This window comes from Amycolatopsis methanolica 239, assembly GCF_000739085.1.
Lineage (GTDB): Bacteria > Actinomycetota > Actinomycetes > Mycobacteriales > Pseudonocardiaceae > Amycolatopsis_E > Amycolatopsis_E methanolica.
The window spans coordinates 820,579-846,351 of record NZ_CP009110.1 but is presented as its reverse complement, the minus strand read 5'-3'; the positions used below and the strand labels follow the sequence as shown (position 1 = coordinate 846,351).

Here is a 25,773-nt window from a genome sequence, read left to right as displayed (position 1 = left end):
CAACTCCCGGCCGCCCTAGCGGTCGCGGTGCCGTCCGCGGGGGCGCCAGTGCCGCCCCCGCGGGCTGGTGGCCGGGAAGTCCGGGTGGATCTCCGCGAACTCGGTGTCCGTGATGCCCATCAGCACCAGGTACTTGACACCGTCACGGGACAGCTCAGTGTCGCGGACCCGGCCCTCCTCGCGGAAGCCGAGCCCGGCGTGCATCGACAGCGACGCCACGTTGCCGCCGTAGATGCTGACCTCGCACTTCCGGTAGCCGCGCTCGCCGAACATGAAGCGCAGCAACGTGATCACCGCGTCGCCCGCGTAACCGCAGCGCCGGTGCTGCAACCCGATCCCGATGCCGTAGCTGAACCGGTCCGGCGAATCCGCCTCGGTGGCCGACAGCGAGCCCACCACGAGACCGCCGCGCAGGGTCTCGATCGCGAAGTGGAAGTCGGCTTCGGCGCGGTGCGCCGCCCAGTGCCGGTACTCCCCGACGCGGCGGGTGTCCGCGGCCTCCCGGTCGAACCCGGCCAGCCTGCGCTGATCGGCAGGCGTGATCACCCGCAGCCGCACCTTCCGCCCGGCACGCGCAGGCACGTCGGCCCAGACCGGGGCACGGTAGCGCGCCAGGTCGAGACGGGGCGGAGGCATCACCATCGCGAGCACCATACCGGTACCCGTCAAGAAATCCGGAGGTCCTCGCCGGTGATCGGACGGCCCGGCAACGGGCTGCCGGAGCTCGACCGGAGCCCGTCCAGCATGACCGCCGCGGCGCGTTCGAAGGCCAGCAGCGCGGGGTCGTCCACCGCCGGTGGCTGGCGCAGGACCAGGGAAAACAGGATGGCGACGTCGCCGGTCCCGACGTCGGCGCGGATCGACCCCTCGGCTTGCGCCGCCTTCACGATCGCGTCCAGCTCGGCCATCAGCGCGTCGCGGGACGCGGCGGTTTCCGGGTCGCCCTTGAGAATTTCCTTCGCCCGCTCGGAAACCAGCGCCAGCTGGACGCTGGCCTGCAGCTGGTGCGACCGCCCGACGACGCGCACCAGCGCGTCGAACGCCGTCGGTTCCTCGGCCGCCGCTTCCCTCGCGTCGGCGAGGACCTGCGCGAAGCTCTCCCGCGCGACGGCCCGGATCAGCGCCTCCCGGTCGGGGAAGCGCCGGTAGAGCGTGCCGACCCCGACTCCCGCGGCGCGTGCGATCTCCTCCATCGGCACGTCGGGACCCGCTTCGGCGAATACCTGGCGGGCGGCGGCGACGATCTGGTCGCGGTTGCGCTGGGCGTCCGCGCGCAGCCGCGTTTCCGAAGCCGTCATGTCGTTCCTCTCCGTCACCCCCGCGAGATTCTCTCACCCGAACGTAGGTGGACGAAAAACTTCCACATCAGTACGTTGGCGATAAGTGGACGACATCCTTCCACATTTTCTCCGGATTGGGGGCGACACCGTGACCGCTCAGCTTCCCGCCACACTGCCCATCACTCGCGGCTGCCCATACGCGCCGCCGGATGAGCACCGCAGACTGCGGGACGAGGCGCCGATCCAGCGGGTGACGCTGCCCAGCGGCGAGACGGCGTGGACGATCACCCGGCACGAGGACATCCGGGCGATGCTGACCGACCCGCGGTTCAGCTCCGACCGGCGCAACCCCCACTTCCCGCTGCTGGCCAAGGGACAGCGGATCAACACCGGCTTCCGCGCGTCGCTGATCGGCATGGACCCGCCGGAGCACGGCCCGGCGCGGCGCAAGGTGGTCGGCGAGTTCACGGTGCGGCGGATGGAGGCGCTGCGCCCGCGCATCCAGGAGATCGTCGACCAGCACATCGACGCGATACTCGCCGGTCCCAAGCCGGCCGACCTGGTGAAAGCGCTCTCTCTGCCGGTGCCGTCGCTGGTCATCTGCGAGCAGCTCGGCGTCCCGTACACCGACCACGAGTTCTTCCAGCTGCACTCGTCCCGTCTGCTCAGCCGGCTCACGCCGCCCGCGGAGCGCAAGGCGGCGATCGACGCTCTGCGCGACTACCTGGGTGAGCTGATCGAGCGGAAGGCGCAGGAACCGGCCGACGACCTGCTGAGCCGCCAGCTCGAACAGCAGGACGACCGCGAAGAGCTGGTCAGCCTGGCGTTCCTGTTGCTCGTCGCCGGGCACGAGACCACAGCGAACATGATCTCGCTGGGCACCATGGCGTTCCTGGAGCGCCCGGAGGACATCCGGAAGATCCAGGAGGACTCGTCGAAGACGCTGCCCGCGGTCGAGGAACTGCTGCGGTACTTCACGATCGCCGAGTTCGCGGTCTCCCGGGTGGCGGTCGAGGACGTCGAGCTCGGCGGCGTGCTCATCAAGGCCGGCGAAGGCGTGGTGCCGCTGAGCAATCTCGCCAACCGCGACCCGGAGGCGTTCGACCACCCCGAGGAGCTGGACATCGAGCGAGGCGCGCGGCACCACCTGGCGTTCGGCTTCGGCGCGCACCAGTGCCTCGGCCAGAACCTCGCGCGGATGGAGCTGCAGATCGTGTTCGACACCCTGTTCCGGCGGATCCCCGGCCTGCGGCCGGCCGTGCCGCTGGACTCCCTGCCGTTCAAGGACGACGCGAGCGTCTACGGTATCCACGAGTTCCCGGTGACCTGGTAGGAGGAGCCATGCGCATCGTCGCGGACACCGATCTGTGCATCGGCGCGGGCCAGTGCGTTCTGACCGAACCGGAGGTATTCGACCAGGACGACGACGGCACGGTCGTGGTCCTGGTCGAAAACCCCGAGGGCGGGCAGGTGGACAGCGCCCGCGAGGCGGTCAAGCTGTGCCCCGCAGTGGCGCTGTCCCTGCAGGAGTAGCTACTTCACCGCACCCATCGAAAGGCCGCGGACCAGGTGGTTCTGCGCGATCCACCCGACGATCATCACCGGCAGCGAGGCCAGCAGCGCGGCCGCCGACAGCTGCGCCCAGTACAGGCCTTCGCTGGTGATGAAGCCGACGAGGAACACCGGCACCGTGCCGGCCCGCGCCGCCGTCAGGTTGACCGCGTAGAAGAACTCGGTCCACGAGAAGATGACGCAGATCAACGCGGTCGCCGCGATGCCGGGCGCGACCACGGGCAGGATCACCCGGTACAGCAGTGTCGGAAGGCTCGCCCCGTCGACGCGCCCGGCCTCGATCATCTCGGTGGGCACCTCGAGGAAGAACGAGCGCATCATCCAGATCGCCAGCGGCAGGTTCATCGCCGTGTAGAGGATGACCAGCGCCCATACGTTGTCCAGCAGCTGAGTGCGCTGCGAGATCACGTACAGCGGGATGATCGCGGCCACGACCGGCAGCATCTTCGTGGACAGGAAGAACCCGAGCACGTTGCTGGTCTTGGGCACCGGGGCGAGCGACAGCGCGTACGCCGCCGGGACGCCGAGGAGCAGCACGATCAGCGTGGACAGGATCGTCACGAACGCGGAGTTGCCCAGGTAGGGCAGGAATCCGCGCTCGAAGATGCTGGCGAACTGGTCCAGCGTCGGGGTGAACGCGATCCGCGGCGGATCGGTGTAGGCGTCGGCCTCCTGCTTGAAGGCGGTCAGCACCATCCAGATCAGCGGGAACACGAACAGGATCGCGACCACCCACGTCGCGGTGGTCAGTGACGCGGCACCGAGCCGCCTGCGCAAGGTGCTCACTTCACGACCCCCTTGCTCACGTCGAACGCGCGGAACATCAGGCGCAGCGCGAAGGTCGCGACGATCAGCGTCAGGACCACCACGATCACGCCCATCGCCGAGGACTGGCCGATGTCGAAGCCCTGGAACGCGCGCTGGAAGATGTAGTACGGCAGGTTGGTGCTCGCGGTGCCCGGACCGCCCTGGGTCATCAGGAAGATCGCGTCGAAGCTGTTCACGATGTAGATCGCGCCCAGCAGCACCGACAGCTGCAGGTACCGGGACAGGTGGGGCAGCGTGATCGACGCGAACGTCCGCCACCGGCCCGCGCCGTCGACCTGCGCGGCCTCCAGCACGTCCTTCGGCTGGCTCTGCAGGCCGGCCAGGATCAGCAGCATCATGAACGGCGTCCACTGCCACACGATCTGGGCCATCACCGACGCCAGCGGGAACTCCGACAGCCAGTCGGTTTCGCCGCCGAAGACGAAGTTGAGCAGCCCGTAGGTGGGGTCGAACATCGTCGTCTTCCACAGCAGCGCACCGGCCGCGGGCAGGATGAGGAACGGCGTGATCAGCAGCGTCCGCACCACGCCGCGGCCGAGGAACTTGCGGTCCAGCAGCAGCGCCAGGCCGAGCCCGAGCAGCAGCGCGACGAACACGCACACCACGGTCAGGACGACCGTGTTGAGCATCGCGCCGCGGAACTGCGAGTCGGCGAACACGTCGGCGTAGTTCTGGAACCCCACGAAGTGCTGCGACCCCGGACGCACGAGGTTCCACGACTGGAACGAGTAGACCACCGTGAGGATGAACGGGATCTGGGTCACCACGATGGTGAACAACAGCGCGGGCAGCAGGGGCGCGCGACGCGCCCACGGGCTCGCGCCCTTGCGCTTCTCCGGCTTCGCTTCGACTCTCTGTCCACTTGCAACAGTGGGCGCAACGGCGGTCATTTCGTCTCCCGGTAGGAATCGCCGACGGTCTGCGCGTACTCCTGAGACTGTTCGATGGCCTCGTCGACGGTGATCTGACCAGCGATCGCGGCCGACAGCTCCTGGCTGACCCGGGTGCCCAGGTCCTGGAACTCGGGGATGCCCACGAACTGGATACCCGGGTAGGGCACCGGCTGCGTCATCACCTTGCGCTGGTCGGCCGCGTCGATGCCGTCCAGCGTCGGCTGAGCGTAGGCCTTCGCGGCCTCGGCGTACTCGGGGATCCGGTAGGTGGAGAACCGGCAGCCCGGCGGGACCCGGTTCCAGCCGTAGGTCTTGCCGACGGTCTGCACGAACTCCTTGTTCGTCATCCACTGCAGGAACTTCCAGGCGTCCTGCTTGTTCTTCGCGACCTTCGGGATCGCCAGCGCCCACGTGTAGAGCCAGCCGCTCGCCTCGGTCTTCACCACGGGCGCGGCGACGTAGCCGGACTTGCCGACGACCTTGCTCGACTCCGGGTCCTCGTTGGTCCCGGCCATCACGGTCGCGTCGTACCACATCGCGGCCTGGCCCTGGCCGTAGCGCGTGCCGCATTCGGAGAACCCGGCGCTGGAGGCGCCGACCTCGCCGTGCTCGCGGACCAGGTTGACGTAGAAGTTCGCGGCCTCGCGGAACTCCGGCGTGTCCAGCTTCGCGTTCCAGTCCTGGTCGAACCACTGCGCGCCGAAGGTGTTGGCGACGGTGGTGAACGGCGCGAGGCTCTCGCCCCAGCCGGGCTTGCCGCGCAGGCAGATGCCGGCGACACCGGCCTGCTTGTTGTCCAGCTTCGCGGCGAAGTCGGCGATCTGCTGCCACGTCGGATGCTCCGGCATGGTCAGCCCGGCCTGCTCGAACAGATCCTTGCGGTAGGCCAGGAACGACGACTCGCCGTAGAACGGCACCGCGTACATCGAGCCCTGGTAGGACAACGAGTCGCGGATGCTCGGGATGAAGTCGCCCGGGTCGTAGCCAGCGCTGGCGTCGATGTAGGGCTGCAGGTTCTCCAGCCAGCCGTTGGCCGCCCACTGCGGGGTCTCGTAGTTGCTGATCATCACCGCGTCGAACTCGCCGCCCTGGGTGGCGGTCGAGGCGGTGATCTTCGCGCGCGCCTGGTTCTCCGGCAGCGACACGAACTTGAGCTTGACGCCCGGGTTCACCGCCTCGAACTCGTGCGACAGCGAAATCGCGTCGTTCATCTGCGGGTTCGCCACGATCGCGATGACCAGTGTGTTGGCCCCCGCGCCGAGCGCGCCGGCGCCCGCGCAGCCGGTCAGGGTCAGCAGCGCGGCGACCGCGAGGAGTGCCAGCCGCTTACGCATCCGTGGCCCCCGGCAGCACCTGCACCTTCAGACCCGCACCACTGCGCATCAGGTCCAGCGCGTCGGGGAACCGCTCCAGCGGCAACGCGTCGGTCAGCAGGGCTTTCGTGTCGATCGCGCCGGAGGCCACCAGGTCCAGCGCGGCGCCGTAGGAGTGCAGAACAGCCATCGATCCCACCACCGTGATCTCGTCGTTGTAGATCCGGAACGGCGAAAGCGCGACACGTGCCTCCGCCGGGGCGACGCCGAAGACGAGCAGACGCCCGCCGCGGCGCAGCGCGTCGAACGCGGCCTCGATCGCCGGGGCCGCACCGGTGCAGTCGGCCGCCGCGTCGAACCGCTCACCGTCCAGTTCGGACACATCGGTGGCGACGGCGTGCGCACCGAGGTCCTTCGCCCGTGGCAGGCGGGACGCGTTGCGGTCGACGACGGTGACCCGCGCGCCGGCCCGCTGCAGGAGCATCTGCATCACCAGGCCCATGGTCCCGGCGCCGACGACCAGGAAGTGCTCGCCCGCCTCGACCCCGATGCGCCGGACGCCGTGCACCGCGCAGGACACCGGCTCGACGAGGGCGCCCTCCTGCCAGGACAGGTGGTCGGGCAGGCGGTAGCAGGTGCTCGCCGGCACCTTCACGTACTCGGCGAAGGCGCCGTCGACGGTGTCGCCGGTGGCGCCCCAGTTCTCGCAGAGGTTGCCGTGGCCGGCGCGGCACGGGTCGCAGTAGCCGCAGAACAGGGAGGGGTCCACGGCCACCCGGTCGCCGACCTGCCAGCCACCGGGGACGTTCTTGCCGATCTCGACGATCTCGCCGGCGAACTCGTGGCCGGGGACGATCGGGTAGGGCGTCGGAGGGAAGTGCCCGTCGGCGATGTGCAGGTCCGTGCCGCAGATGCCGCACGCGCCGACCTTGATCACGACGTCGCGCTCCCCCGGCGTGGGATCGGGAACCTCGCCGACCCTGATGGAACCCGGCTGATCGACGATGGCGGCCCGCATGCCGTCTCACCTCTTCCTGCGCTCATCTGAGTGCATCACGACTTTGTGGTCACATGTCTGGTCATGCATTAGAGGGGTTTTGAGGGTTTCTCGTCAACGGAGCTAGCGCTATAGTGCTCAGATGAGCGAAGCTGGCATGCTGGACGGGCTCACCGCGACGCTGGTGGCGCACCGGTTCTACGTGCTGGGGCAGTCCAAGATCGAAATCGCCGCCGACTTCGGGATCAGCAGGTTCAAGGTGGCGCGGCTGATCGACGCGGCGTTGTCGCAGGGCTTGGTGCGGGTGGAGTTCGCTCCCCCGGCTCCGGTCGACGTGCGACTGTCCGACGAGCTGCGGTCCGCGTACGGGCTGCGCCAGGCGTTTGTGCTCAATCGAGCGGCGAGCACCGGGCCGCGCCCGCAGGTGCGACGGCAGATCGGGGCGTTCGCGGCGCAGCTGCTGTCGGAGACGGTCACCGAGGACGACGTGGTCGGGTTGTCGTGGGCGCGGTCGGTGAACGCGATGGCGGCGGCGGTGCGGCGGCTGCCGAAGTGCCCGATCGTGCAGTTGTGCGGTGTGCAGGCCGGGATGGACATGCGGGACCGGTCGGTGGAGACGGTGCGGCAGGTGGCGGAGGTGTCGGGCGGGGACGCGTACCCGATCTACGGGCCGCTGGTGCTGCCGGACCGCCGGACGACGGAGATCCTGCGGCGACAGCCGGGCATCGCGGAGACGTTCGCGCAGTTCGCGCGCCTGACGAAGGCCGTGGTGAGCATCGGGGCGTGGCTACCGGGCGAGTCGACGGTGTACGACGCGGTGTCCCCGGCCGAACGCGAGGCGATCACCGCGCGGGGCGCGCGGGCGGAGGTCGCGGCGCGGTTGTTCGACGGCGAGGGGAAGCCGCTGTCGACCGGGCTGGCGCACCACGTGCTGGCGATCGACACGGCGGAGCTGCTGAAGGTGCCCGAGGTGATCGCCCTCGGCTACACGGCGCCGAAGGCGGAGGCCATCGACGCCGTGCTGCGGTCGGGACTGGTGTCGACGCTGATCACGGACACGCCTGCCGCGGAAGGCGCGCTACGCCTCCGTCAGGGCTGAGACGCGCGGGTCCCGCGCAACGCCGTGCGATCTCCGCGTCGCGGAACCGGCTCGATCGGCGAGCGTGGAACTCGCGAGCGGGTTACTTGACCCGCACCGGCAGCGTGTCCACGCCGTAGACGATCGACGTCCGGCGGTAGCTCAGCTGCTCCGGCTCGACGTCCAGCCGCAGGTCGGGGAAGCGCCGCACCAGTGCCGGGTACGCGGCACGCAGCTCCATGCGCGCCAGCTCCGCTCCGATGCACCGGTGCGCGCCCCAGCCGAAGGCCAGGTGCTGCGTCGCCGGGCGGGCGGGGTCGAAGGACTCCATGTCGTCGCCGAGGGCGGCGTCCCGGTTGGCCCCGCTCAGCGACACGAACACGATGTCGCCCTTGGCGATCTCCTGCCCGCCGACCGTGACGTCCTCCCGTGCGAACCGCGGGAACGCCACCTGCACCACCGTCAGGTACCGCAGCAGCTCCTCGACGAAATCGCGCGCCGCGTCGTCGGAGTCGCGCACCAGTTCGAACGTCCGCCGGTCGCGCAGCAGCACGATCGCGCCCAGGGCCAGCATGCTGGCCGTGGTCTCCAGGCCACCGGTCAGCACACCGTCGGCTAGTCCGGCCAGCTCCTGGTCGGAGATGTTGTCGCCGTGCTCCCTGACCAGCATGCCGAGCAGGCCGTCACCGGGCTCGGCGCGCTGCTTCTTCACGATTTCGAGCAAATAGGACAGTGACTCCGAGATCGCCCCGAACGAGGCGCCCGCCCCGGCGAACAGGTCGAACCGGACCGTGCTCAGCCGCTGGAAGTCGTCACGGTCCTCATAGGGGACCCCGAGCAGTTCGCAGATCGTCAGCGACGGGATCGGCAGCGCGAACGACTGCATCAGGTCGACGGTGCCGCCGTCCTTCTCCATCGCGTCGAGCTGCTCGGCGATGATCTCGTCGATGCGCGGCGTGAGACGGTTCAGCCGCCGCATCGTGAACTCCGGCGTCAGCATCTTGCGCAGGCGCGTGTGGTCCGGCGGGTCCGCGAACCCGAGCCCGCCCGGGTTCTGCTCGGCCGACAGGCCCGCCTTGCCGACCAGGTTGGTGTAGTCGTTGCTGAACTTGTCCGTGGCCGCGAGCACTTCCTTCGCCTCGCCGTAGCCGGTGACCAGCCACGCGGTGATGCCGAAGGGCAGCGGCAACCGGCTGACCGGCGCCTCCGCCCTGGTCGCGCCCAGCTCGGGCACGGGGTCCAGGCCGTCGCGGCGCAACGGCATGAGCGCGGAATCCGGCAGGACCGAGAGGTCGAAGCCCTTTTTCTGCGCTCTGGCGAGGTAACGGCGGCCCACCCAGGAAACCACACGTGCGCGAAGCCCCATGGCCGCAGATTACACGCGGAGTCCGACGATTCCGGCGTCGCAAGAGAAGTCACTCGCGCAGGTGGTGCAGGTCACCCACTAGGTCGGTGTCTGGTCTGGACCGGGGTGGTGCGGGTACATCGTGGCGTCACGACAACCAGGGGAGTGAGCCGTAATGCCTGACAGGGCCCGCCTCGGGACGGTCGCCGCCGCGGTGTGCGTCCTCCTGCCGTTCGGCACGGCGGTGGCGAACGCCGCGCCGGCCGAAACCGTGCTCGCGCAGGAGCAGCTCAGGAACATGCCGGCGGGGCTGTGGGGACTGCTGGGGTTGCTGGGTCTCTTCGGCCTGGTGGGGCTGGCGCGGCGCGGGCCGAAGCGCAACGCCAAGAATCCGCTGGCCGGCTACTCCGGCGAGGACGAGGTGTCCCAGGGCCGTCACCAGGCTCCCGCGCCGCGCGGTGGATCGCCGATGGACATCCGGCCAGGGCAGAACCCGCAGGTCGAGCGCACGCCCGCGGTCGCGATGGACGGTGCCCACCGGCAGGAGGCAGCCGCGCCGACGCCCGACCCGCGACGGCCGGTCAGCAAGACGCCGGCTGACGTACCGATGCCGTCGTACACGTCCGCGACCGGTTCGCCCTACTCCGCGGAGGGCCAGACCGCGCCGGCGCAGGCGGGGCACGGCTCGACAGGAGCGGGCTACGGGGCCGGCGAGATGTCGTCCGGGGCTCCGTCCGGCTATGCCTACGGCGATGGCAGGGAGGCGGCGTTCGCCGCCGGAGACGTGCCCGCCGCGGCGCAGGCCGGCCAGGCGTCCCGCGAGATGTCCTCCGGCTACCCCTCCGGCGACAGCAGGTCAGCCACGTTCGCCTCCGGAGCGCAACCTGGCTACGGCTCCAGCGACAGCGGGTCGGCGGCCGTCGGCTCCGGCGAGATGCCCGCCGCCACGCAGGCCGGCGACAGCAGGTCGAGGATGTTCGCCTCCCGGGACATGCCCGCCGCGGCACAGGCCGGCCAGGCGTCCGGCGAGATGCCCGCCGAAGACAGCGGGTCGGCGGCCGTCGCGTCCGGAGAGATGCCCGCCGCGGCACAAGCCAGCTACAGCTCCGGCGAGATGCCGTCCGGGTATGCGGCCCCCGATGCGCCGTCCAGCCACTCGGCCGCGGAGGTGCCGTCAGGGGCGCGGTCGGGCTACGGCTCCGCGGACATCCCGCCCGCCGGCCAATCACCCGCCTCCGGCGAGGTGCCGTCGGCGGCACAGGCGTGGGCCAGCACGGACGCGCCGTCCGGGGCGCACCCCGCCCCCGAGATCCCGTCCCCGGCGCAGCCCTACGCGCCCGGGCGGCAGCCCGCGTACGCCGCAGCGGAGACGCAGGTCACCTCGCCGATGGACGTCGCGCCCACGGCACCGACGCCGGCGCTGTACCGCCGCAACCCGGAGCCGTTCCCGCAGACCGACCAGGACCCGCCGCCGCAACAGCCCGCGGTTCCGCAGCAGCAGGGCACCTTCGCCGGCCTGCCGCGCTACCCGGAAACCGCGGCACCCGAGCCCCGCCCGCTCGACACCGGCCCCCGGCACCGGCGTTGACGAGTGGCTCCTGGCCGCGGCTTGTCGCGGCCAGGAGCCACCGGGCGTACGGCGGGAGCATGCCGAGGCGAGCCGCCCCTGACGGAAAGTCCGGGTAGCTCCGGACCAGGCCGGGCAACACCGTCCGCCGCGCGCCGGACACCCCAGCCCCGCGGCGGCTACATCCCAGCCGCGCGGCGAACAGCACCGTCAGCCGCGCCGGGCACCGCCGAGCCGCGCCGGGAAGCACCAGTCGTCCGGCGCGGCATCAGTCGCGCCGGGCACCGCCAGCCGTCGGGCCGCATCAGTCGCACCAGGCACCGTAAGCCGCGCCGCGCGGACCAGCCTCAGAGCTGGTCGACCGCCGTCACGCGGAGCACCGCCGCGCCGGCCTCGTCGGAGGCCGGGAGGTCCACCTCGGCGCTGATGCCCCAGTCGTGGTCGCCCTCGGGGTCGTCGAAGATCTGCCTCACCCGCCAGACCTCGGGCTCCTTCTCGATGATCAGCATCGCCGGGCCGCGGGCGTCCGCGCCGGTTTCGATCCGGTCGTGCTGCTCGTAGTAGGCCTCGAGCGCGGCTTCCCACTCGATGTCGTTCCAGCCGGACGCCGCGTCCAGCTCCCCCAGCTCCGCGTACGCCCGCCGGGCCGCCAACTCGACCCGCCGGAACATCTGGTTGCGCACCAGCACCCGGAACGCCCGCTCGTTGCCCGTGACCGGCGGCGGCTTCTCCGGCAGGCGCTCCGCAGGTAGCGGCTCCTCCCCCGGGTGCCGCAGCGCCTCCCACTCATCCAGCAGGCTCGAGTCGACCTGCCGCACCATCTCGCCGAGCCACGCGATCAGGTCCTCCAGCGGCTCGGTCTTCGCCTCGTCCGGCACCGTCCGCCGCAGCGCGTCGTACGTGTCCGCCAGGTACCGCAGCACCAGGCCCTCCGACCGCGCCAACGAATAGAAGTTGATGTACTCGACGAAGTTCATCGCCCGCTCGTACATGTCCCGCACGACCGACTTCGGCTTCAGCTCGTAGTCGGCGACCCACGGGTGCCCGCGCCGGTACGTCTCGTACGCCGCCTCCAGCAGCTCCTCCAGCGGCTTCGGGTACGTCACCTCGTCGAGCAGCGCCATCCGCTCCTCGTACTCGACGCCCTCCGCCTTCAACGCCGCGACCGCCTCGCCGCGCGCCTTGAACTGCTGCTGCGACAACACCGGCCGCGGGTTCTCCACAGTGGACTCGATCACCGAGACCACGTCCAGCGCGTACGTCGGCGACTCGGTGTCGAGCAGCTCGATCGCGGCCAGCGCGAACGGCGACAACGGCTGGTTCAGGGCGAAATCGAGCTGCAGGTCCATCGTCAGCCGCACGATCCGGCCCGTCGAGTCCGGTTCGGACAGCCGCTCGACGACGCCCGCGGCCACCAGCGCGCGGTAGATCGCGATGGCCCGGCGGATGTGCTTGCGCTGCGACGGCCGGTCCTCGTGGTTGTCCTCCAGCAGGTGCCGCATGTGCTCGAACGCGTTGCCCGGCCGCGAGATCACGTTCAGCAGCATCGCGTGGCTCACCTGGAAACTCGACGTCAGCGGCTCGGGCGGCGACGAGATCAGCCGCTCGAACGTGCTCTCCGTCCAGTTGACGAACCCCTCCGGCGCGTTCTTGCGGACGATCTTGCGCTTCTTCTTGGGGTCGTCGCCCGCCTTCTGCAGCGCCTTCGCGTTCTCGATCACGTGGTCCGGCGCCTGCACCACGACGTACCCGTCGGTGTCGTACCCGGCCCGGCCCGCGCGCCCGGCGATCTGGTGGAACTCGCGTGCCTTGAGGTGCCGCTGGCGCACCCCGTCGTACTTGGTCAGCGCCGAGAACACCACAGTGCGGATCGGCACGTTGATGCCGACGCCGAGCGTGTCGGTCCCGCAGATCACCTTCAGCAAACCGGCCTGCGCGAGCTGCTCGACCAGCCGCCGGTACTTGGGCAGCATGCCGGCGTGGTGCACGCCGATGCCGTGCCGCACCAGCCGCGACAGCGTCTTGCCGAACCCGGCGGAGAACCGGAAGTCCCCGATGGCCTCGGCGAGCGCGTCCTTCTCCGCGCGCGTGGTGACGTTGATGCTCATCAGGGCCTGCGCCCGCTCGATCGCGGCGGCCTGCGAGAAGTGCACGACGTACACCGGGGCCTGTCCGCCGGTGAGCAGCTCGGTCATCGTCTCGTGCAGCGGGGTGAGCGCGTACCGGTAGGTCAGCGGCACCGGCCGCTGCGCCGACGTGACCACCGCGGTGGTGCGCCCGGTGCGGCGGGTCAGGTCCTTCTCGAAGAAGGTGACGTCACCGAGGGTGGCCGACATCAGCACGAACTGCGCGTTTGGCAGCTCCAGCAGCGGCACCTGCCACGCCCAGCCGCGGTCGGGCTCGCTGTAGAAGTGGAACTCGTCGGCGACGACCTGGCCGACCGGGGCGTCGGCACCGAACCGCAACGCGATGTTCGCCAGGATTTCCGCCGTGCAGCAGATGATCGGGGCATCCGGGTTGACGGCGGAGTCGCCGGTCATCATCCCGACGTTGTCGGCGCCGAAGATCTCGATGAGCTGGAAGAACTTCTCCGAGACCAGCGCCTTGATGGGCGCGGTGTAGTAGCTGCGCTTGCCGTTGGCCATCGCGGTGAAGTGCGCACCCACCGCGACCAGGCTCTTTCCCGAGCCGGTCGGGGTGGACAGGATCAGGTTGGCGCCGGAGACGACCTCGATCAGCGCCTCTTCCTGCGCCGGGTACAGCTCGAGCCCGCGTTCGGCCGTCCAGGCCGAAAACGTCTCGAACAGCGTGTCGGGATCCGGATCCGCTGGTAGGAGGTCTGTGAGCGTCATCGTGGGTACCATCGTGCCACCCGCGGCCGGAGAGCAGATGGGGCCCATCGCGGCCGGTCCCGTCAAGCCGTAGGCTTCCCACACACAGGTGTAATCCGGAGGGCTGGCATGGCACAGGACATCGTCCCGATCGAACTCGGGCTGCCGCAGGGGGACCTGGTGACCCTGTGGGCCCCGCGCTGGCGGGAGGACGGTGAGGAGTGGGAGGCCTTCCTCGGCGACGAAGAGGATCTGTACGCCTTCCCCGACGCCGCGCACCTGGCCGCGTTCGTCCGGACCGCCGAGCAGCACGACCTGATCGACCACCCGGCGTGGAACGCGGTCCCGGCGCTGAACGTGCCGGAGCTGATCCCCGACGACGACCACTCCTACGACCTGGTCGGCGTGCCCGAGCTCGTCGCCGAGGACCCGGACTCGTGGACGATCAGCGAGCTGGCCGAGATCGTCGGCATCGTGCGTTCGCTGGCCGATGTGTGCGAGCTCGACGAGGTCCACGAGGTGCTGGACGCCACCGAGGGCTTCTCGCTGCTGGAGCAGGGCCGCCTGCCGTTCACCGGCCGCGAGGGCGAGCGCCTGTGGAACGACCTGTCCGAGGCCGTGTCCGAGAAGTGGGACACCGTGCTGGACGCCATCGACGGCCTGGTCAAGGTGCCGGACGTGGACGCCGGTGTGCTCGAGCAGACCGCCGAGGAGCTGGCCACCTTCCTGGAGGAGTCGGCCGAGGCCGAGGTCGAGTCCGAGCAGGCCGACGAGGACCTGGACACGGTCGAGAGCGGCGACTCCGACGACGAGGAAGAAGAGGACGTCCCGGTCGGGTTCTGGGGCGAGGTCGGCATCGACCCGATCAAGATCATCACCGCCGGCGACGAGTACTACTCGCTGCGGTGCTACCTGGACGACGAGCCGGTCTTCCTGGGCAGCGACGGCCGGATCGACGTGTTCAAGTCGGAGAAGGCGCTCGCGCGGGCGCTGGCCGACTCCGCGGCGTTCGCCGACTCCGACCTGGCCGAGGTGTCCACTTGGGACGAGGTGCTCGCCAAGGCCACCGCGGGTGAGCTGGAGGTCGAGGTCGACACCGAGAACACCTACGTGCTCGCCGGCCTGGACGAGGACCTTGCCGATGGCCCGGACGCGATCGACCCGACGCAGCTGGACCTGGCGGTCGAGCTGCTCACCGACGCCGCGGACTGGGCGGGCGACGACACGGTGGCCGCCGCACTGTCCACTTCGGAGAGCCTGGGCTGGCTGGTGTCGTTCGTGCTGAAGCCGGACCCGGGCCGCCTCGCGCCGAGCGCCCCGTTCGACACCGAGCAGAGCGAGTGGCGCAAGCTGGTGGAGGCCTTCGAGAGCCGGCTTCGGGTCCACTGACGCTTCACAGGTCGAGCAGGCGCGCCGCGTTCCCACCGAGGACCGCGGCGCGCGCTGTTTCCGACGGCGTCACGCGCTCGACCAGCGCGCGGGCCGGCATCGGGTCGCCGTAGGGCGCGTCCGAGCCGAACAACGTCCGGTCCGGCACCTCCGCGATCGCCGGCCGCACGGAGAACACCAGGCTCGCCGTCGACAGCTCGAGCCAGAGGTTCGGCATCTCGCGGACCAGCTCGATCGCGGCGATCCAGTGCTCGTCGCCGAGCTGGCTGATCACCAGCGGCGTCCGCGGGTACTTCCGGGCGAGCGCGCCGACGGCCGCCAGGTCGGCGGCGGTGGTCGGAGCCGCGCCGTGGACCACCACCGGCAGGTCGCCGGCCGCGCGCAGCACCGGTTCGAGCAGATCGGCGCGGCCGGGCGGCGGGGTCAGCTCGCCGATGCCGCGCCACTTCCGGCCTGCCTCCTCGACCGCGGCCGCCACCTCAGCCCCGGGCCGCAACAGGTCCACCGAGCCGAAGCCGACGAACCGGTCCGGGTGCGCGGCGACCGCGTCGTCCAGTTCGCGCAGGGCCGCGACCGGCCTTCGCCGCTGCCGGCCAGGCTCTGCGACAGCACGGCCATCTCCCCTTCAGCTCGTCCAGCGTCGCCGCGCGTGCGGGGTGCGGACGGGTCGCGAACAAGATCGCTTTGTCGGCACTGGCTTCGTCGAGGAGGGCCAGGTGCTTCTCGACGGGGTCGTGGACGTGGCTGTGGGCGTCGATGATCAAGGTCGTTCTCCGGGAATCGTGGTTGTCCCGGCAGTGTTGATCCCTGACATGGCGGGAAGGTCAAGTGATGCTGATCGGTGAACTCGCCAGGCGCGCCGGGGCGACAGAGCGGCTGCTGCGGTACTACGAGCGCGTCGGGCTGCTGACCGCTCAGCGCCGCGACAACGGGTACCGCGAGTACGACGCCGGCGCGGTCGAGCGCGTGCGGCAGATCCGCGAACTGCTCAGCGTCGGCCTGCCGACCAGGGAGATCTGCCGCATCATCGACTGCGCCCACCCCGACGGCACCCTGGACGCCTGCCCTGGCGATCACGACGACCGAGACTCGGCTCGGACCGGCGTGAGGCCGACCGCCAGCACCGGGAACACCGCGGCGACGCAGAACGCCAGCGCGTAGCGGGAGTCGCCGATCACCAGGCCCAGCAACGGCGGCGTGAGGGATGCCGCGATGTTCTGCGCCGTGTTCTGGGTCCCCATCGCGCGCCCGGCCCAGTCGATCCCGGCCAGCTCCGCGGACGCGGTGAACCCGAGCCCGTTGTCCGCCACCGTGATCACCGCGGCCAGGACCAGCGCGAACAGCACCACCCACATCCAGCTCACGTCGCCGACGGCGACCAGCAGCATGACCGCCGCGCTCGCCACGGCCAGCTGCCGCATCGGGCGCAGGCGGCTGCCCACCCGGTCCGACCAGTAGCCCGAGGCCAGCCTGCCGACCGCGCCCAGCACCTGCACAGCCGCCAGGAACCAGCCCGCCGCCAGCGCACTCCAGCCGTGCGCCGACACCAGGTACACCGGCGCGAACGCGGACACCGCGAACTGCGGCACCACCAGCAGCGCGCTCGCCCCGTGCAGCCGCCACAGCGTCGGCGTCCGGTACGGCGACGCCGGCTTCGGCGCACCCGGCTTCTTCTCCGGCCGCGGCGGGTCGATCACCAGCCAAGCCACCAGCGCGGCGACCACCAGCCCGGACACCGCCGGGAACAGCACCGCGGACTGGAAACCCCAGTGCTGCGCCAGCGGCGGCAGAGCCAGCGCGGCGACGCCGACGCCGAGCGGCTGCGCGGTCTGCCGGACGCCCATCGCGGTGCCCCGCTCGTCCGGGCCGAACCAGCCCATCACTGCGCGCCCGCTGGCCGCGTTGACCGAGGCGGTCAGCGCCCCGGCGAGCAGGAACAACGCGAACAGCACCCCCGTCGACGGCGCGGCCAGCGAGGTGACCAGCAGCAGCGCCGACGACGCGCCGAGACCGATCGCCATGACCAGGCGCTCGCCGTAGCGGTCGGCCGCCGCGCCCCAGGCGATCAGCGTGAACAGCAGGCCGATGCTGGGCGCGGAGACGATCGTGCCCGCCTCCGCGAGCGTCAGCCCGGCCGCGCGCATCTCCGGCACCAGGAACGGGATGCCGTAGAGGAACGAGCAGCTCGCGGTCTGGGCCGCGAGGCCGAGCGCGAGGATGCCCCACCGGCGCCTACTCCTCGTGTCCAGCCCAGCTGCCCGGCTCATCGCTACCATCCCACGATGTGAGAACTTGTTCTTACATCGTGAACCTTACTTGCCGACGCTAACGATCACAAGGGGCTTTCAGACCAACTCGGCGTAGCCCGGTTTGATCACGTTGTTGATCAGGTCGAGCCGTTGATCGAAATCGAGGAACGCCGACTTCATCGCGTTGATCGTGAACCACTGGAAGTCGGACCACCCGTAGCCGAACGCATCGGCGAGTGTGGCGAACTCGCTCGACATCGAGCAGCCGCTCATGAGCCGGTTGTCGGTGTTGACGGTCACCCGGAAGCGCAAGTCCGCGAGTAACCCGATCGGATGGTCGGCGATCGACGCCGCGGCGCCGGTCTGCACGTTGGAGGACGGGCAGATCTCCAGCGGGATGCGGCGGTCGCGGACGTAGCTCGCGAGCCGGCCGAGGTGGACCGTGCCGTCCGGATCGCGCTTGATGTCGTCCACGATCCGCACACCGTGCCCGAGTCGTTCGGCACCACAATGCTGAATCGCCTCCCAGATGGAAGCGAGTCCGAACGCCTCACCGGCATGAATGGTGAAATGCGCGTTATTGGTGCGCAGATATTCGAATGCGTCGAGGTTGCGGGTGGGCGGGAATCCGGCTTCCGGTCCCGCGATGTCGAACCCGGCCACTCCGGAGTCCCGGTAACGCACCGCGATCTCGGCGATCTCCGCCGCTCGGGCGTGCTGACGCATCGCACACAGCAAAGTACCCATTCGGATGACTTTTCCCTGCTGAGCGGCTCGACGCTCACCCTCCGCAAACCCTGCCTGGACGGCCTCGACGACCGCGTCCAGCGACAGGCCGCGCTCGACGAACAACTCCGGCGCGTAGCGCACCTCGGCGTAGACCACGCCGTCGGCGGCGAGGTCCTCCACGCACTCCGCGGCCACCCTGACCAGCGCTTCTTCGGTCTGCATCACGCCACAGGTGTGGGCGAAGGTCTCCAGGTAGGACTCCAGTGAGCCGGAGTCGGCGGCGTCGCGGAACCAGCGGCTCAGCTCGGCCACGTCCGTCGTGGGCAGATCGCGGTACCCGAGGGCGTCGGCCAGTTCGATCACGGTCCTCGGACGGAGTCCTCCGTCAAGGTGATCATGGAGCAGGACCTTGGGCACCCGCCGGATGTTTTCCATGGTCAGGGGCGCTCTCGTGGCGTTGTCGGACATGCTCCGAAGGTACCCCCGCGGCGGTCACCTACATGGACGCGCGCGGTGGCGACTCTCAGCCTCCAGTCAAGCTTCAGACCGCCGCCCGGCGGCTACGCATTCGGCCGGTCGGGGTGAGCACGACGTTCCCGCCTTTACGGGGGCGATACCCAGAGCAATTCCGCAATGGTTAAGCTTCGCCCACGTCCCTCTTTCCCCGCCGACGAAGGACACCGAAGTGACCACTGATAACCACATTGGAGCTCCGTCCTTCGACCGGATGCGCAACATGCTGGTGCGCGCGGCCGAAGTCCGCGAGAGCGAGCAGCAGCAGATCTTCGACGCGCTCGACGACATCTACGCGCGGCTCGCTCCGGTCGACTCGTTGGGCGCCGTGCGCAAGCGGCTGTCGGAGCTGCCCGACCGCACCGAGGTCGGCGTGCTCGCCGAGCGCCTGGACGAGGCCATGTCGCGCCTGGAGGCGCAGGACAACGCGCTGGCGGACCTGGCGCGCGCGGTGGAGAGCATCGTCGACAAGCTGGCGAAGCCGTTCGCCCAGCTCGACGGCCGTCTGGACGGTGTGGCCGCCCGCTTCGAGGGTGTCGCGGGCCGGATGGACGGGCTTGAGGACAAGCTGGAGAACATCCACCGCCGCCTCGACGACCTGAACGGGCACCTGGACAAGCAGGACGCGAAGCTCGACGCGCTGCCGCAGGCCGTGCACGGCCCGGTGAAGGAGCGCATCGAGATGGCCGAGTCCATCCTGCGCGACCGGGTCGACTCGGGCCTGGGCGAGTTGCGCGAGCGGGTGGACAACGGCGTCGGCGAGCTGCGTGAGCGGGTCGAGAACGGCCTGTCCGACCTGCGCGGCCGCGTGGACGAGGCGGACAACCAGCACCGCGAGCGCGTCGAGGCGGCCACGCACGCCCTGCGCGGCGCGATCGACGAGACCGGCGAGATGCTGGACCCGACCGAGCGGCTGGAAGCGCTGTCCGCCCGGCTGGAGCAGATCACCGGCCGCCTGGACGACCTCGGCAACCGGATCGACAAGGTCGACGAGGGTGTGGCCGCGCAGTTCGGCGACCTCGGCGGCGCGGTCAAGAGCGGTTTCTCGCGGGTCGAGGGCACGCTGTCCAGCCGCCCCGACACCGACTCGGTGGGCTCCCTGGTGCGCCGCAGCAACGAGGAGTCGGAGCGGCGCATCGGCGGCCAGCTCGACGAGGCGATGGCGACGTTCGCGGAGCTGATGCTGGGTGGCGGCCCGTCGGTGCCGCAGATCGCCCCGCCGCCGCCCGCGCAGCGCCAGCCGCGCCGGGCCCGCAACGGCCGGGCGCCGAAGAACGCCGACGTGAAGCCCAAGTCCGAGGGCGACGACACCGAAGCCTGAGTTTCTGGTGAATCGGCCCCGGGCGTGCGCCATGCCCGGGGCCGTTCTCGTGTCTAGGCTCGGTGCATGTTGCGGTTGGGAATCCCGGTGCTCGGTGTCGACGACGTCGCGAGGGCCGAGGCGTTCTGGACGGAGGCGCTCGGCCTCCACGTGACGAGCGAGTGGGGAAACGCGAACTGGCGCACCCTCAGCGGCGCCGCCCTTCCCCACCAGCAACACGAAGCCGGCAACGCAACAACACCGACTACGCACCAGACCTCCCCCGCCGGGGAGGTCACCCAACGCGCCCCAGCACCAACTCCCCCGGCACCGGCGCCGCATCACTGATCACCACGGCACCCGCAAGCGCCTCCAGAGCCGCCGGCACCGCATCGGGAGTGTCGGTGTGCAACTCCAGCAACGGCTCCCCCGCCACCACCCGATCACCGGGCTTGGCCAGGCACCGGACACCAGCCGCATGCTGCACCGGATCCTCTTTACGCGCCCGCCCGGCACCCAGCCGCCAGGCAGCCACGCCAACCGCATAGGCGTCCAAAACAGACAGATAACCCGAGGACGGCGCGGGGAACACCATGACGTGCCCAGGTCGCGGCAACGGCGCGGCAGGATCGCCGCCCTGAGCAGTGATCATCCGGCACCACGTCTCGTACGCCTCACCGGAAGCCAGCACCCGAGCCGGGTCGACCGAGATGCCCGCGAGCTCCAGCATTTCCCGCGCCAGAGCCACCGTCAGCTCGACCACGTCCGCCGGCCCGCCGCCCTGCAGCACCTCCACGGCCTCGGCGACCTCCACCGCGTTCCCGACGGCGGACCCGAGCGGCGTGCTCATGTCCGTCAGCACGGCCGTCGTCGCCACGCCCTGCGCCGAACCGATCTCGACCAGCGTCCTGGCGAGCTCCATCGCCTGCTCGCGTGACTTCATGAACGCCCCGGACCCCGTCTTCACGTCCAGGACCAAGCCGGCCGAGCCCTCCGCGATCTTCTTGCTCATGATCGAGCTGGCGATCAACGGCACCGACTCGACCGTGCCCGTCACGTCCCGCAGGGCATACAGCTTCCGGTCCGCCGGGGCCAACCCGGACGTCGCCGCGCAGACGACCGCGCCGACCGAGTTCAGCTGGGCGGTGATCTCGTCGACCGACAGTGCGGCCCGCCAACCGGGGATCGACTCCAGCTTGTCCAGCGTCCCGCCGGTGTGGCCGAGGCCGCGGCCGGACAGCTGGGGCACCGCCGCGCCGCACGTGGCGACCAGCGGGGCCAGCGGCAAGGTGATCTTGTCGCCAACCCCGCCGGTCGAGTGCTTGTCCACGGTCGGCCGGTCCACGCGCAGCGACAGCCGTGTTCCGGAGTCGATCATCGCGCCGGTCCAGGTCGCCGTCTCCCGCGCGTCCATCCCGCGCAGGAACACGGCCATCGCCAGCGCGGCCATCTGCTCCTCGGCCACCTCGCCACGCGTGTAGGCGTCCACGACCCAGCGGATCTGCTCGTCGCTCAGCGCGCCGCCGTCCCGCTTGGCCCGGATGACGTCGACCGCCGCAAACGCTTTCACGGCAGGTCCGCGGGCCCGAACGCGTCCGGCAGCACCGAGGTCATCGGCAGGACCCCGGACGGGGTGTCCACCAGGCACGAACCGCCGCCCAGCTCGAAGATGATCTGGCGGCACCGGCCGCACGGCATCAGCAGATCACCGCTGCCGGACCGGCACGCCACCGCCACCAGACGACCGCCGCCGCTCAACCGCAACTGCCCGGCCATCGTGCACTCCGCGCACAGCCCGAGCCCGTAGGAAGCGTTTTCCACGTTGCAGCCGACGACCACCCGGCCGTCGTCCACCAGCCCGGCGACGCCGACGTGCAGCCCCGAGTAGGGCGCGTACGCGCTCTTCGCCGCCTCGACGGCCTGAGCGCGCAGCGCCTCCCAGTCGATCTCGCCCACTAGTCCCCCTCGCCACGGCGATACCGGGCGCCGTCGGCCTTCGGCGGCCGCAGCCGTTGCGACGCCACCGCCAGCACGATCAACGTCACCACGTGCGCGGTGTACGGGGTCAGCTCGCTCGGCAGCGTGTCGTTGGACCAGTAGATCCAGTACAGGACACCGGCGCCGGCCACGCCGAGCGCCGCCGCGATCCACTGCCGCCGGATCAGCTGCACCACGACGATCACGAACAGCAGCAGCACCACGCCGTACAGCAGGGCCAGCACCGCCCGGCCACCGCCGGAGAGCTGCAGACCGTCCGCGTACCCGAACAGCGCTGCGCCACCGAGCAGGCCACCCGGGCGCCAGTTGCCGAAGATCATCGCGGCCAGGCCGATGTACCCGCGGCCGTTCGTCTGGTTCTCCAGGTAACCGCCGCCGCCCTGCAGCAGCACCAGCGAGGCGCCGCCCATACCGGCCAGACCGCCGGAGACCAGCACACCCAGGTACCGGTGCGCGTACACGTTGATGCCCAGCGACTCGGCAGCCACCGGGTTCTCCCCGCACGACCGCAGCCGCAGGCCCAGCCGCGTCCGCCACAGCACCAGGTAGCTCACCGGCACCAGCAGGATCGCGATCATCGTCAGCGGCGCCACCCCGGTGACCAGCCCGTTGAGCAGGCCGGCCGCGTCCGAGATGAACACCCGCTGCTGGTCCTCCAGGTCGGTGAGCCAGTTCGACAGGAACGTCGCCGAGTAGGTGTCGAACGTCGGCACCGTCGGCGACTGCCGCGGGTTGCCGGACAGCGGCTCGAAGATCAGCGTCGCCAGGTACTTCGCGACCCCGAGCCCGAGCAGGTTGATCGCCACACCGGACACGATGTGGTTGACGTTGAACGTCACCGTCGCGATCGCGTGCAGCAGACCGCCGAGCGCGCCGAACAAGATCGCCGCGCCGAGGCCGGCCCACGGGCCGCCGTAGTAGGCGCCCCACGCCGCACCCCAGGTGCCGAGGATCATCATGCCCTCGAGACCGATGTTGACCACACCGCCGCGCTCGGACCACAGACCGCCGAGCGCGCACAACAGGATCGGCAGCGCGAGCCGCAGCGCGGTCTGCGCGGTGTTCGTCGAAGTCAGCGTGTTGACCCCGGTGAGGTACGACGCGGTGGACAGCACCGCGACGATCCCGATCGCCCACATGGCGGCGCGGGCCCACGCGGGCAGGCGGCGCCTGCGCGGGCTCGGCGGCACCACCAGGGGCGCGGACGTCAAATCCGTCGCGGTCGTCACACCGCACCCCCTTCACTCACCGAGGCGGGACGGCCACCGGACAGCGCGCGGCCGACGCGGCGCTGCGCGGCGGCCAGGTCGGCCCGCTTCACGATCTCGTACGCCACGACGACCGACAGCACGATCGCGCCCTGCATGATCGTCGCGATCTCCTTCGGCACGTCGACCTGCTCCAGCGACACCGCCGACTTGTCCAGGAACGCCCACAGCAGCGCGCCGAGCGCGATGCCGCCGGGGTGGTTGCGGCCCAGCAGCGCGACCGCGATGCCGGTGAAGCCGTAGCCCTGGGTCGAGGTGATGGCGTAGGTGAAGTCGCGGCCGACCAGCTCGGGGATGGCGACCAGGCCGGCCACCGCGCCGGACAGCAGCATCGCGATCAACGTCATCTTCTTGGCGTTGACGCCGCCCGCGGCCGCCGCCGTGGTCGACTCGCCGCTGGCCCGCAGCTCGAAGCCGAACCGGGTGCGGTTGAGCATGAACCAGTAGGCGAACCCGATGGCCGCGGCGATGATCACGAACCCGAACAGCTCGCCGTCGCCGAGCGGGATGTTCGGCACCCGGCCGGACGGGGCGATCTCCTCGGTCTTGAGGTTGTTCCCGGTCAGCACGCCGAACTGGTCGGGGTTGATCAGGAACGCCACGATGCCGCCGACGATCGCGTTGAGCATGATCGTCGAGATGACCTCGCTGACGCCGCGGGTCACCTTGAGGATCGCGGGCACGGCCGCGTAGAGGGCCCCGGCCAGCAGCGCGACCAGGATGATGAACACGACGTGGATGACCGGCGGCAGGACCACCGCCCCACCGGCGATCGCGGCGATGACGGCGGCGAAGCGGTACTGGCCTTCGACACCGATGTTGAACAGGTTCATCTGGAAGCCGATGGCCACCGCGAGCCCGGACAGGTAGTAGACCGTCGCGAGGTTCACCGTGTCCACGGCGGTGGTGCCCTTGAAGAGCTGACCGATCATGGTGCCGTAGGCCTGCAGCGGATCGGCTCCGGAGATCAGCAGTGCGATCGAGCAGATCAGCACCGAGAAGACGATCGCCAGCAGGGGCGGCAGCACCTTGGTGCGCCAGGAGGTCACGCGGCTTCCTCCGCTCCGGTCATGGCAGAGCCCAGTTCCTGAGGTGTGACGGTGGCCGGGTCGGCCTCGCTCACCAGACGTCCGCGCAGCATGACGCGGATGGTGTCGGACAGGCCGATCAGCTCGTCGAGGTCGGCCGAGATCAGCAGCACCGCGAGGCCGTCGTGCCGGGCCTGGCGGATCTGCTCCCAGATCAGCGCCTGCGCGCCGACGTCGACGCCGCGGGTCGGGTGCGACGCGATCAGCAGCACCGGGTTGCCGGACAGTTCGCGGCCGACCACCAGCTTCTGCTGGTTGCCGCCGGACAGGGCCGCCGCGGGCACCTCGATGCCGGGCGTGCGGACGTCGTACTCGGCGACGATCCGCTCGGTGTCCTTGCGGGCGCCGGGGATGTCGAGCAGCTGTCCCTTGGAGACCGGCCGCCGGGTCTGGTAGCCCAGGATCCGGTTGGCCCACAACGGTTGCGTCAGCAGCAGCCCGTGCCGGGTGCGGTCCTCCGGCACGTAGCCGATGCCGGCCTCCCGGCGGGCGAGCGTGCCGAGACCGGTCAGGTCGCGCGCGGTTCCGTCGGCGTCGACCAGCTCGATCGACCCGCCGCTGGCCTTGCGCATGCCCATGATCGTCTCGACCAGCTCGGTCTGGCCGTTGCCCTCGACACCGGCGATGCCGAGCACCTCGCCCGCGTGCACGGTGAAGGTGATGTCGTCGAGCACCGCACGCTCGGAGCCCTCGACGGTCAGCCGCAGGCCGGACACGCGCAGCACGTCCCGGTCGGTGACGGTCGACTCGCGGGTCTCCGGGCTGGGCAGCTCCGACCCGACCATCATCTCCGCCAGCTCACGCGAGGAGATCTTCTTCGGGTCGGCGGTCCCGACGGTGGTACCGCGCCTGATCACGGTGACCGTGTCGGCGATCGCGCGGACCTCGTCGAGCTTGTGCGAGATGAAGATGAAGGTGAAGCCCTGCGCCTGCATGCCGCGCACCGTCTCGAACAGCGCGTCGACCTCCTGCGGCACGAGCACCGCGGTCGGCTCGTCGAGGATGACGATCCGCGCGCCGCGGTAGAGCACCTTCATGATCTCCACGCGCTGCCGGTCGGCGACGCCGAGCGTCTCGACCAGCGCGTCCAGCGGCGCGGACAGGCCGACCTGCTTCTCCAGCTCGGCCAGCTTCGCGCGCGCCGCGCGGCCGATGCCGTGCAGGTTCTCCGCGCCGAGCAGGACGTTCTCCCGCACGGTCAGGTTGTCGGCGAGCATGAAGTGCTGGTGCACCATGCCGATGCCGGCGCGAATCGCGTCCTGCGGGTTGCGCAGCCTGATCTGCTCGCCGTTGATGGCGATGGTGCCCTCGTCCGGCGGCTGCATGCCGTAGAGGATCTTCATCAGGGTGGACTTGCCGGCCCCGTTCTCGCCGCAGATGGCGTGGACCTCGCCCGACGCCACCGTCAGGTTGACGTCGGAGTTGGCGACCACGCCGGGAAAGCGCTTCGTGATGCCGCGCAGCTCGACGGCCGGTGGAGAGTTGGTCATGAGACCCCCGGAAACGGCGCACGGGGCCCGGGAAGGGATCACCCT

Annotated in this window: 24 protein-coding genes; 8 read left to right on the top strand and 16 right to left on the bottom strand. The window is 70.4% G+C overall.

Annotated features, from left to right (window positions below; genetic code table 11):
• Positions 1-15: 15 nt before the first annotated feature.
• Both AMETH_RS04175 and AMETH_RS04170 read right to left on the bottom strand, forming a co-directional pair.
• Positions 16-654: a GNAT family N-acetyltransferase gene (locus AMETH_RS04175; protein WP_017986793.1), complete on the bottom strand. Its 639-nt coding sequence runs from the start codon at positions 652-654 to the stop codon at positions 16-18.
• 11 nt (positions 655-665) lie between these two features.
• The gene (locus AMETH_RS04170) at positions 666-1,298 is read right to left on the bottom strand and encodes a TetR/AcrR family transcriptional regulator (RefSeq protein WP_017986792.1); all 633 of its coding nucleotides are present in this window, start codon (positions 1,296-1,298) and stop codon (positions 666-668) included.
• A 130-nt stretch (positions 1,299-1,428) separates the two neighbouring features.
• On the opposite strand from AMETH_RS04170, the gene AMETH_RS04165 reads away from it, so the two are divergent.
• Entirely contained in the window at positions 1,429-2,613 is a 1,185-nt protein-coding gene (locus AMETH_RS04165) for a cytochrome P450 (protein WP_026153792.1), read from the top strand.
• Between the two features lie 8 nt (positions 2,614-2,621).
• The gene (locus AMETH_RS04160; RefSeq protein ID WP_017986790.1) at positions 2,622-2,813 is read left to right on the top strand and encodes a ferredoxin; all 192 of its coding nucleotides are present in this window, start codon (positions 2,622-2,624) and stop codon (positions 2,811-2,813) included.
• On the opposite strand, the gene AMETH_RS04155 is transcribed toward AMETH_RS04160, so the two are convergent.
• From AMETH_RS04155 to AMETH_RS04140, 4 genes are read right to left on the bottom strand one after another with little or no spacing between them, the layout of a single operon-like run.
• The gene (locus tag AMETH_RS04155) at positions 2,814-3,638 is read right to left on the bottom strand and encodes a carbohydrate ABC transporter permease (RefSeq protein ID WP_017986789.1); all 825 of its coding nucleotides are present in this window, start codon (positions 3,636-3,638) and stop codon (positions 2,814-2,816) included.
• Positions 3,635-4,570 carry a carbohydrate ABC transporter permease gene (locus tag AMETH_RS04150; protein WP_026153790.1) on the bottom strand — a complete coding sequence of 312 codons (936 nt, stop codon included), beginning with the start codon at positions 4,568-4,570 and terminating at the stop codon, positions 3,635-3,637. Before AMETH_RS04150 ends, AMETH_RS04155 begins: the two co-directional genes overlap by 4 nt.
• Positions 4,567-5,907, bottom strand: a complete 1,341-nt coding sequence (locus tag AMETH_RS04145; RefSeq protein WP_017986787.1) for an ABC transporter substrate-binding protein — start codon at positions 5,905-5,907, stop codon at positions 4,567-4,569. The genes AMETH_RS04150 and AMETH_RS04145 overlap by 4 nt, the downstream gene beginning before the upstream one ends.
• Entirely contained in the window at positions 5,900-6,904 is a 1,005-nt protein-coding gene (locus AMETH_RS04140) for a zinc-dependent alcohol dehydrogenase family protein (protein WP_017986786.1), read from the bottom strand. The genes AMETH_RS04145 and AMETH_RS04140 overlap by 8 nt, the downstream gene beginning before the upstream one ends.
• A 136-nt stretch (positions 6,905-7,040) precedes the next feature.
• Here AMETH_RS04140 and AMETH_RS04135 point away from each other — a divergent pair, with 136 nt between their 5' ends.
• Complete coding sequence (locus AMETH_RS04135; RefSeq protein WP_017986785.1) at positions 7,041-7,982, top strand: sugar-binding transcriptional regulator; 942 nt, start codon at positions 7,041-7,043, stop codon at positions 7,980-7,982.
• An 82-nt stretch (positions 7,983-8,064) separates the two neighbouring features.
• Here AMETH_RS04135 and AMETH_RS04130 read toward each other — a convergent pair whose 3' ends face one another.
• A complete protein-coding gene (locus tag AMETH_RS04130) occupies positions 8,065-9,327 on the bottom strand; it encodes a cytochrome P450 (RefSeq protein ID WP_038531862.1) in 1,263 nt (420 codons plus the stop codon).
• 154 nt (positions 9,328-9,481) lie between these two features.
• Here AMETH_RS04130 and AMETH_RS04125 point away from each other — a divergent pair, with 154 nt between their 5' ends.
• A complete protein-coding gene (locus tag AMETH_RS04125) occupies positions 9,482-10,894 on the top strand; it encodes a hypothetical protein (RefSeq protein ID WP_026153788.1) in 1,413 nt (470 codons plus the stop codon).
• 326 nt (positions 10,895-11,220) lie between these two features.
• Here AMETH_RS04125 and AMETH_RS04120 read toward each other — a convergent pair whose 3' ends face one another.
• A complete protein-coding gene (locus AMETH_RS04120) occupies positions 11,221-13,725 on the bottom strand; it encodes a DEAD/DEAH box helicase (protein ID WP_017986783.1) in 2,505 nt (834 codons plus the stop codon).
• Positions 13,726-13,833: 108 nt separating this feature from the next.
• Between AMETH_RS04120 and AMETH_RS04115 the strand changes: the two genes are divergently transcribed.
• The gene (locus AMETH_RS04115; protein ID WP_017986782.1) at positions 13,834-15,093 is read left to right on the top strand and encodes a hypothetical protein; all 1,260 of its coding nucleotides are present in this window, start codon (positions 13,834-13,836) and stop codon (positions 15,091-15,093) included.
• 4 nt (positions 15,094-15,097) lie between these two features.
• On the opposite strand, the gene AMETH_RS04110 is transcribed toward AMETH_RS04115, so the two are convergent.
• Positions 15,098-15,649, bottom strand: coding sequence for an amidohydrolase family protein (locus AMETH_RS04110; RefSeq protein WP_267283509.1), 552 nt, complete (start codon positions 15,647-15,649; stop codon positions 15,098-15,100).
• Between the two features lie 275 nt (positions 15,650-15,924).
• Between AMETH_RS04110 and AMETH_RS04105 the strand changes: the two genes are divergently transcribed.
• The gene (locus tag AMETH_RS04105) at positions 15,925-16,254 is read left to right on the top strand and encodes a MerR family transcriptional regulator (RefSeq protein ID WP_223843055.1); all 330 of its coding nucleotides are present in this window, start codon (positions 15,925-15,927) and stop codon (positions 16,252-16,254) included.
• Here the strand turns inward: AMETH_RS04105 and AMETH_RS04100 are convergent.
• Complete coding sequence (locus AMETH_RS04100) at positions 16,167-17,360, bottom strand: MFS transporter (RefSeq protein WP_017986779.1); 1,194 nt, start codon at positions 17,358-17,360, stop codon at positions 16,167-16,169. The genes AMETH_RS04105 and AMETH_RS04100 overlap by 88 nt on opposite strands.
• A gap of 78 nt (positions 17,361-17,438) precedes the next feature.
• On the bottom strand, positions 17,439-18,539 hold the full coding sequence (locus tag AMETH_RS04095) for an adenosine deaminase (RefSeq protein WP_026153786.1): 1,101 nt from the start codon (positions 18,537-18,539) through the stop codon (positions 17,439-17,441).
• Between the two features lie 217 nt (positions 18,540-18,756).
• On the opposite strand from AMETH_RS04095, the gene AMETH_RS04090 reads away from it, so the two are divergent.
• Together AMETH_RS04090 and AMETH_RS36370 are read left to right on the top strand one after the other, a co-directional pair.
• A complete protein-coding gene (locus AMETH_RS04090) occupies positions 18,757-19,905 on the top strand; it encodes a coiled-coil domain-containing protein (protein ID WP_026153785.1) in 1,149 nt (382 codons plus the stop codon).
• A 66-nt stretch (positions 19,906-19,971) separates the two neighbouring features.
• Positions 19,972-20,232, top strand: a complete 261-nt coding sequence (locus AMETH_RS36370; protein ID WP_085929389.1) for a VOC family protein — start codon at positions 19,972-19,974, stop codon at positions 20,230-20,232.
• On the opposite strand, the gene AMETH_RS04085 is transcribed toward AMETH_RS36370, so the two are convergent.
• From AMETH_RS04085 to AMETH_RS04065, 5 genes are read right to left on the bottom strand one after another with little or no spacing between them, the layout of a single operon-like run.
• Entirely contained in the window at positions 20,180-21,454 is a 1,275-nt protein-coding gene (locus AMETH_RS04085) for a thymidine phosphorylase (protein ID WP_017986776.1), read from the bottom strand. The genes AMETH_RS36370 and AMETH_RS04085 overlap by 53 nt on opposite strands.
• Positions 21,451-21,840, bottom strand: coding sequence for a cytidine deaminase (locus AMETH_RS04080; protein WP_017986775.1), 390 nt, complete (start codon positions 21,838-21,840; stop codon positions 21,451-21,453). The genes AMETH_RS04085 and AMETH_RS04080 overlap by 4 nt, the downstream gene beginning before the upstream one ends.
• Positions 21,840-23,111, bottom strand: a complete 1,272-nt coding sequence (locus AMETH_RS04075) for an ABC transporter permease (RefSeq protein WP_017986774.1) — start codon at positions 23,109-23,111, stop codon at positions 21,840-21,842. Before AMETH_RS04075 ends, AMETH_RS04080 begins: the two co-directional genes overlap by 1 nt.
• Complete coding sequence (locus AMETH_RS04070; RefSeq protein ID WP_017986773.1) at positions 23,108-24,199, bottom strand: ABC transporter permease; 1,092 nt, start codon at positions 24,197-24,199, stop codon at positions 23,108-23,110. The genes AMETH_RS04075 and AMETH_RS04070 overlap by 4 nt, the downstream gene beginning before the upstream one ends.
• The gene (locus tag AMETH_RS04065) at positions 24,196-25,728 is read right to left on the bottom strand and encodes an ABC transporter ATP-binding protein (RefSeq protein ID WP_017986772.1); all 1,533 of its coding nucleotides are present in this window, start codon (positions 25,726-25,728) and stop codon (positions 24,196-24,198) included. The genes AMETH_RS04070 and AMETH_RS04065 overlap by 4 nt, the downstream gene beginning before the upstream one ends.
• Positions 25,729-25,773: the final 45 nt, after the last annotated feature.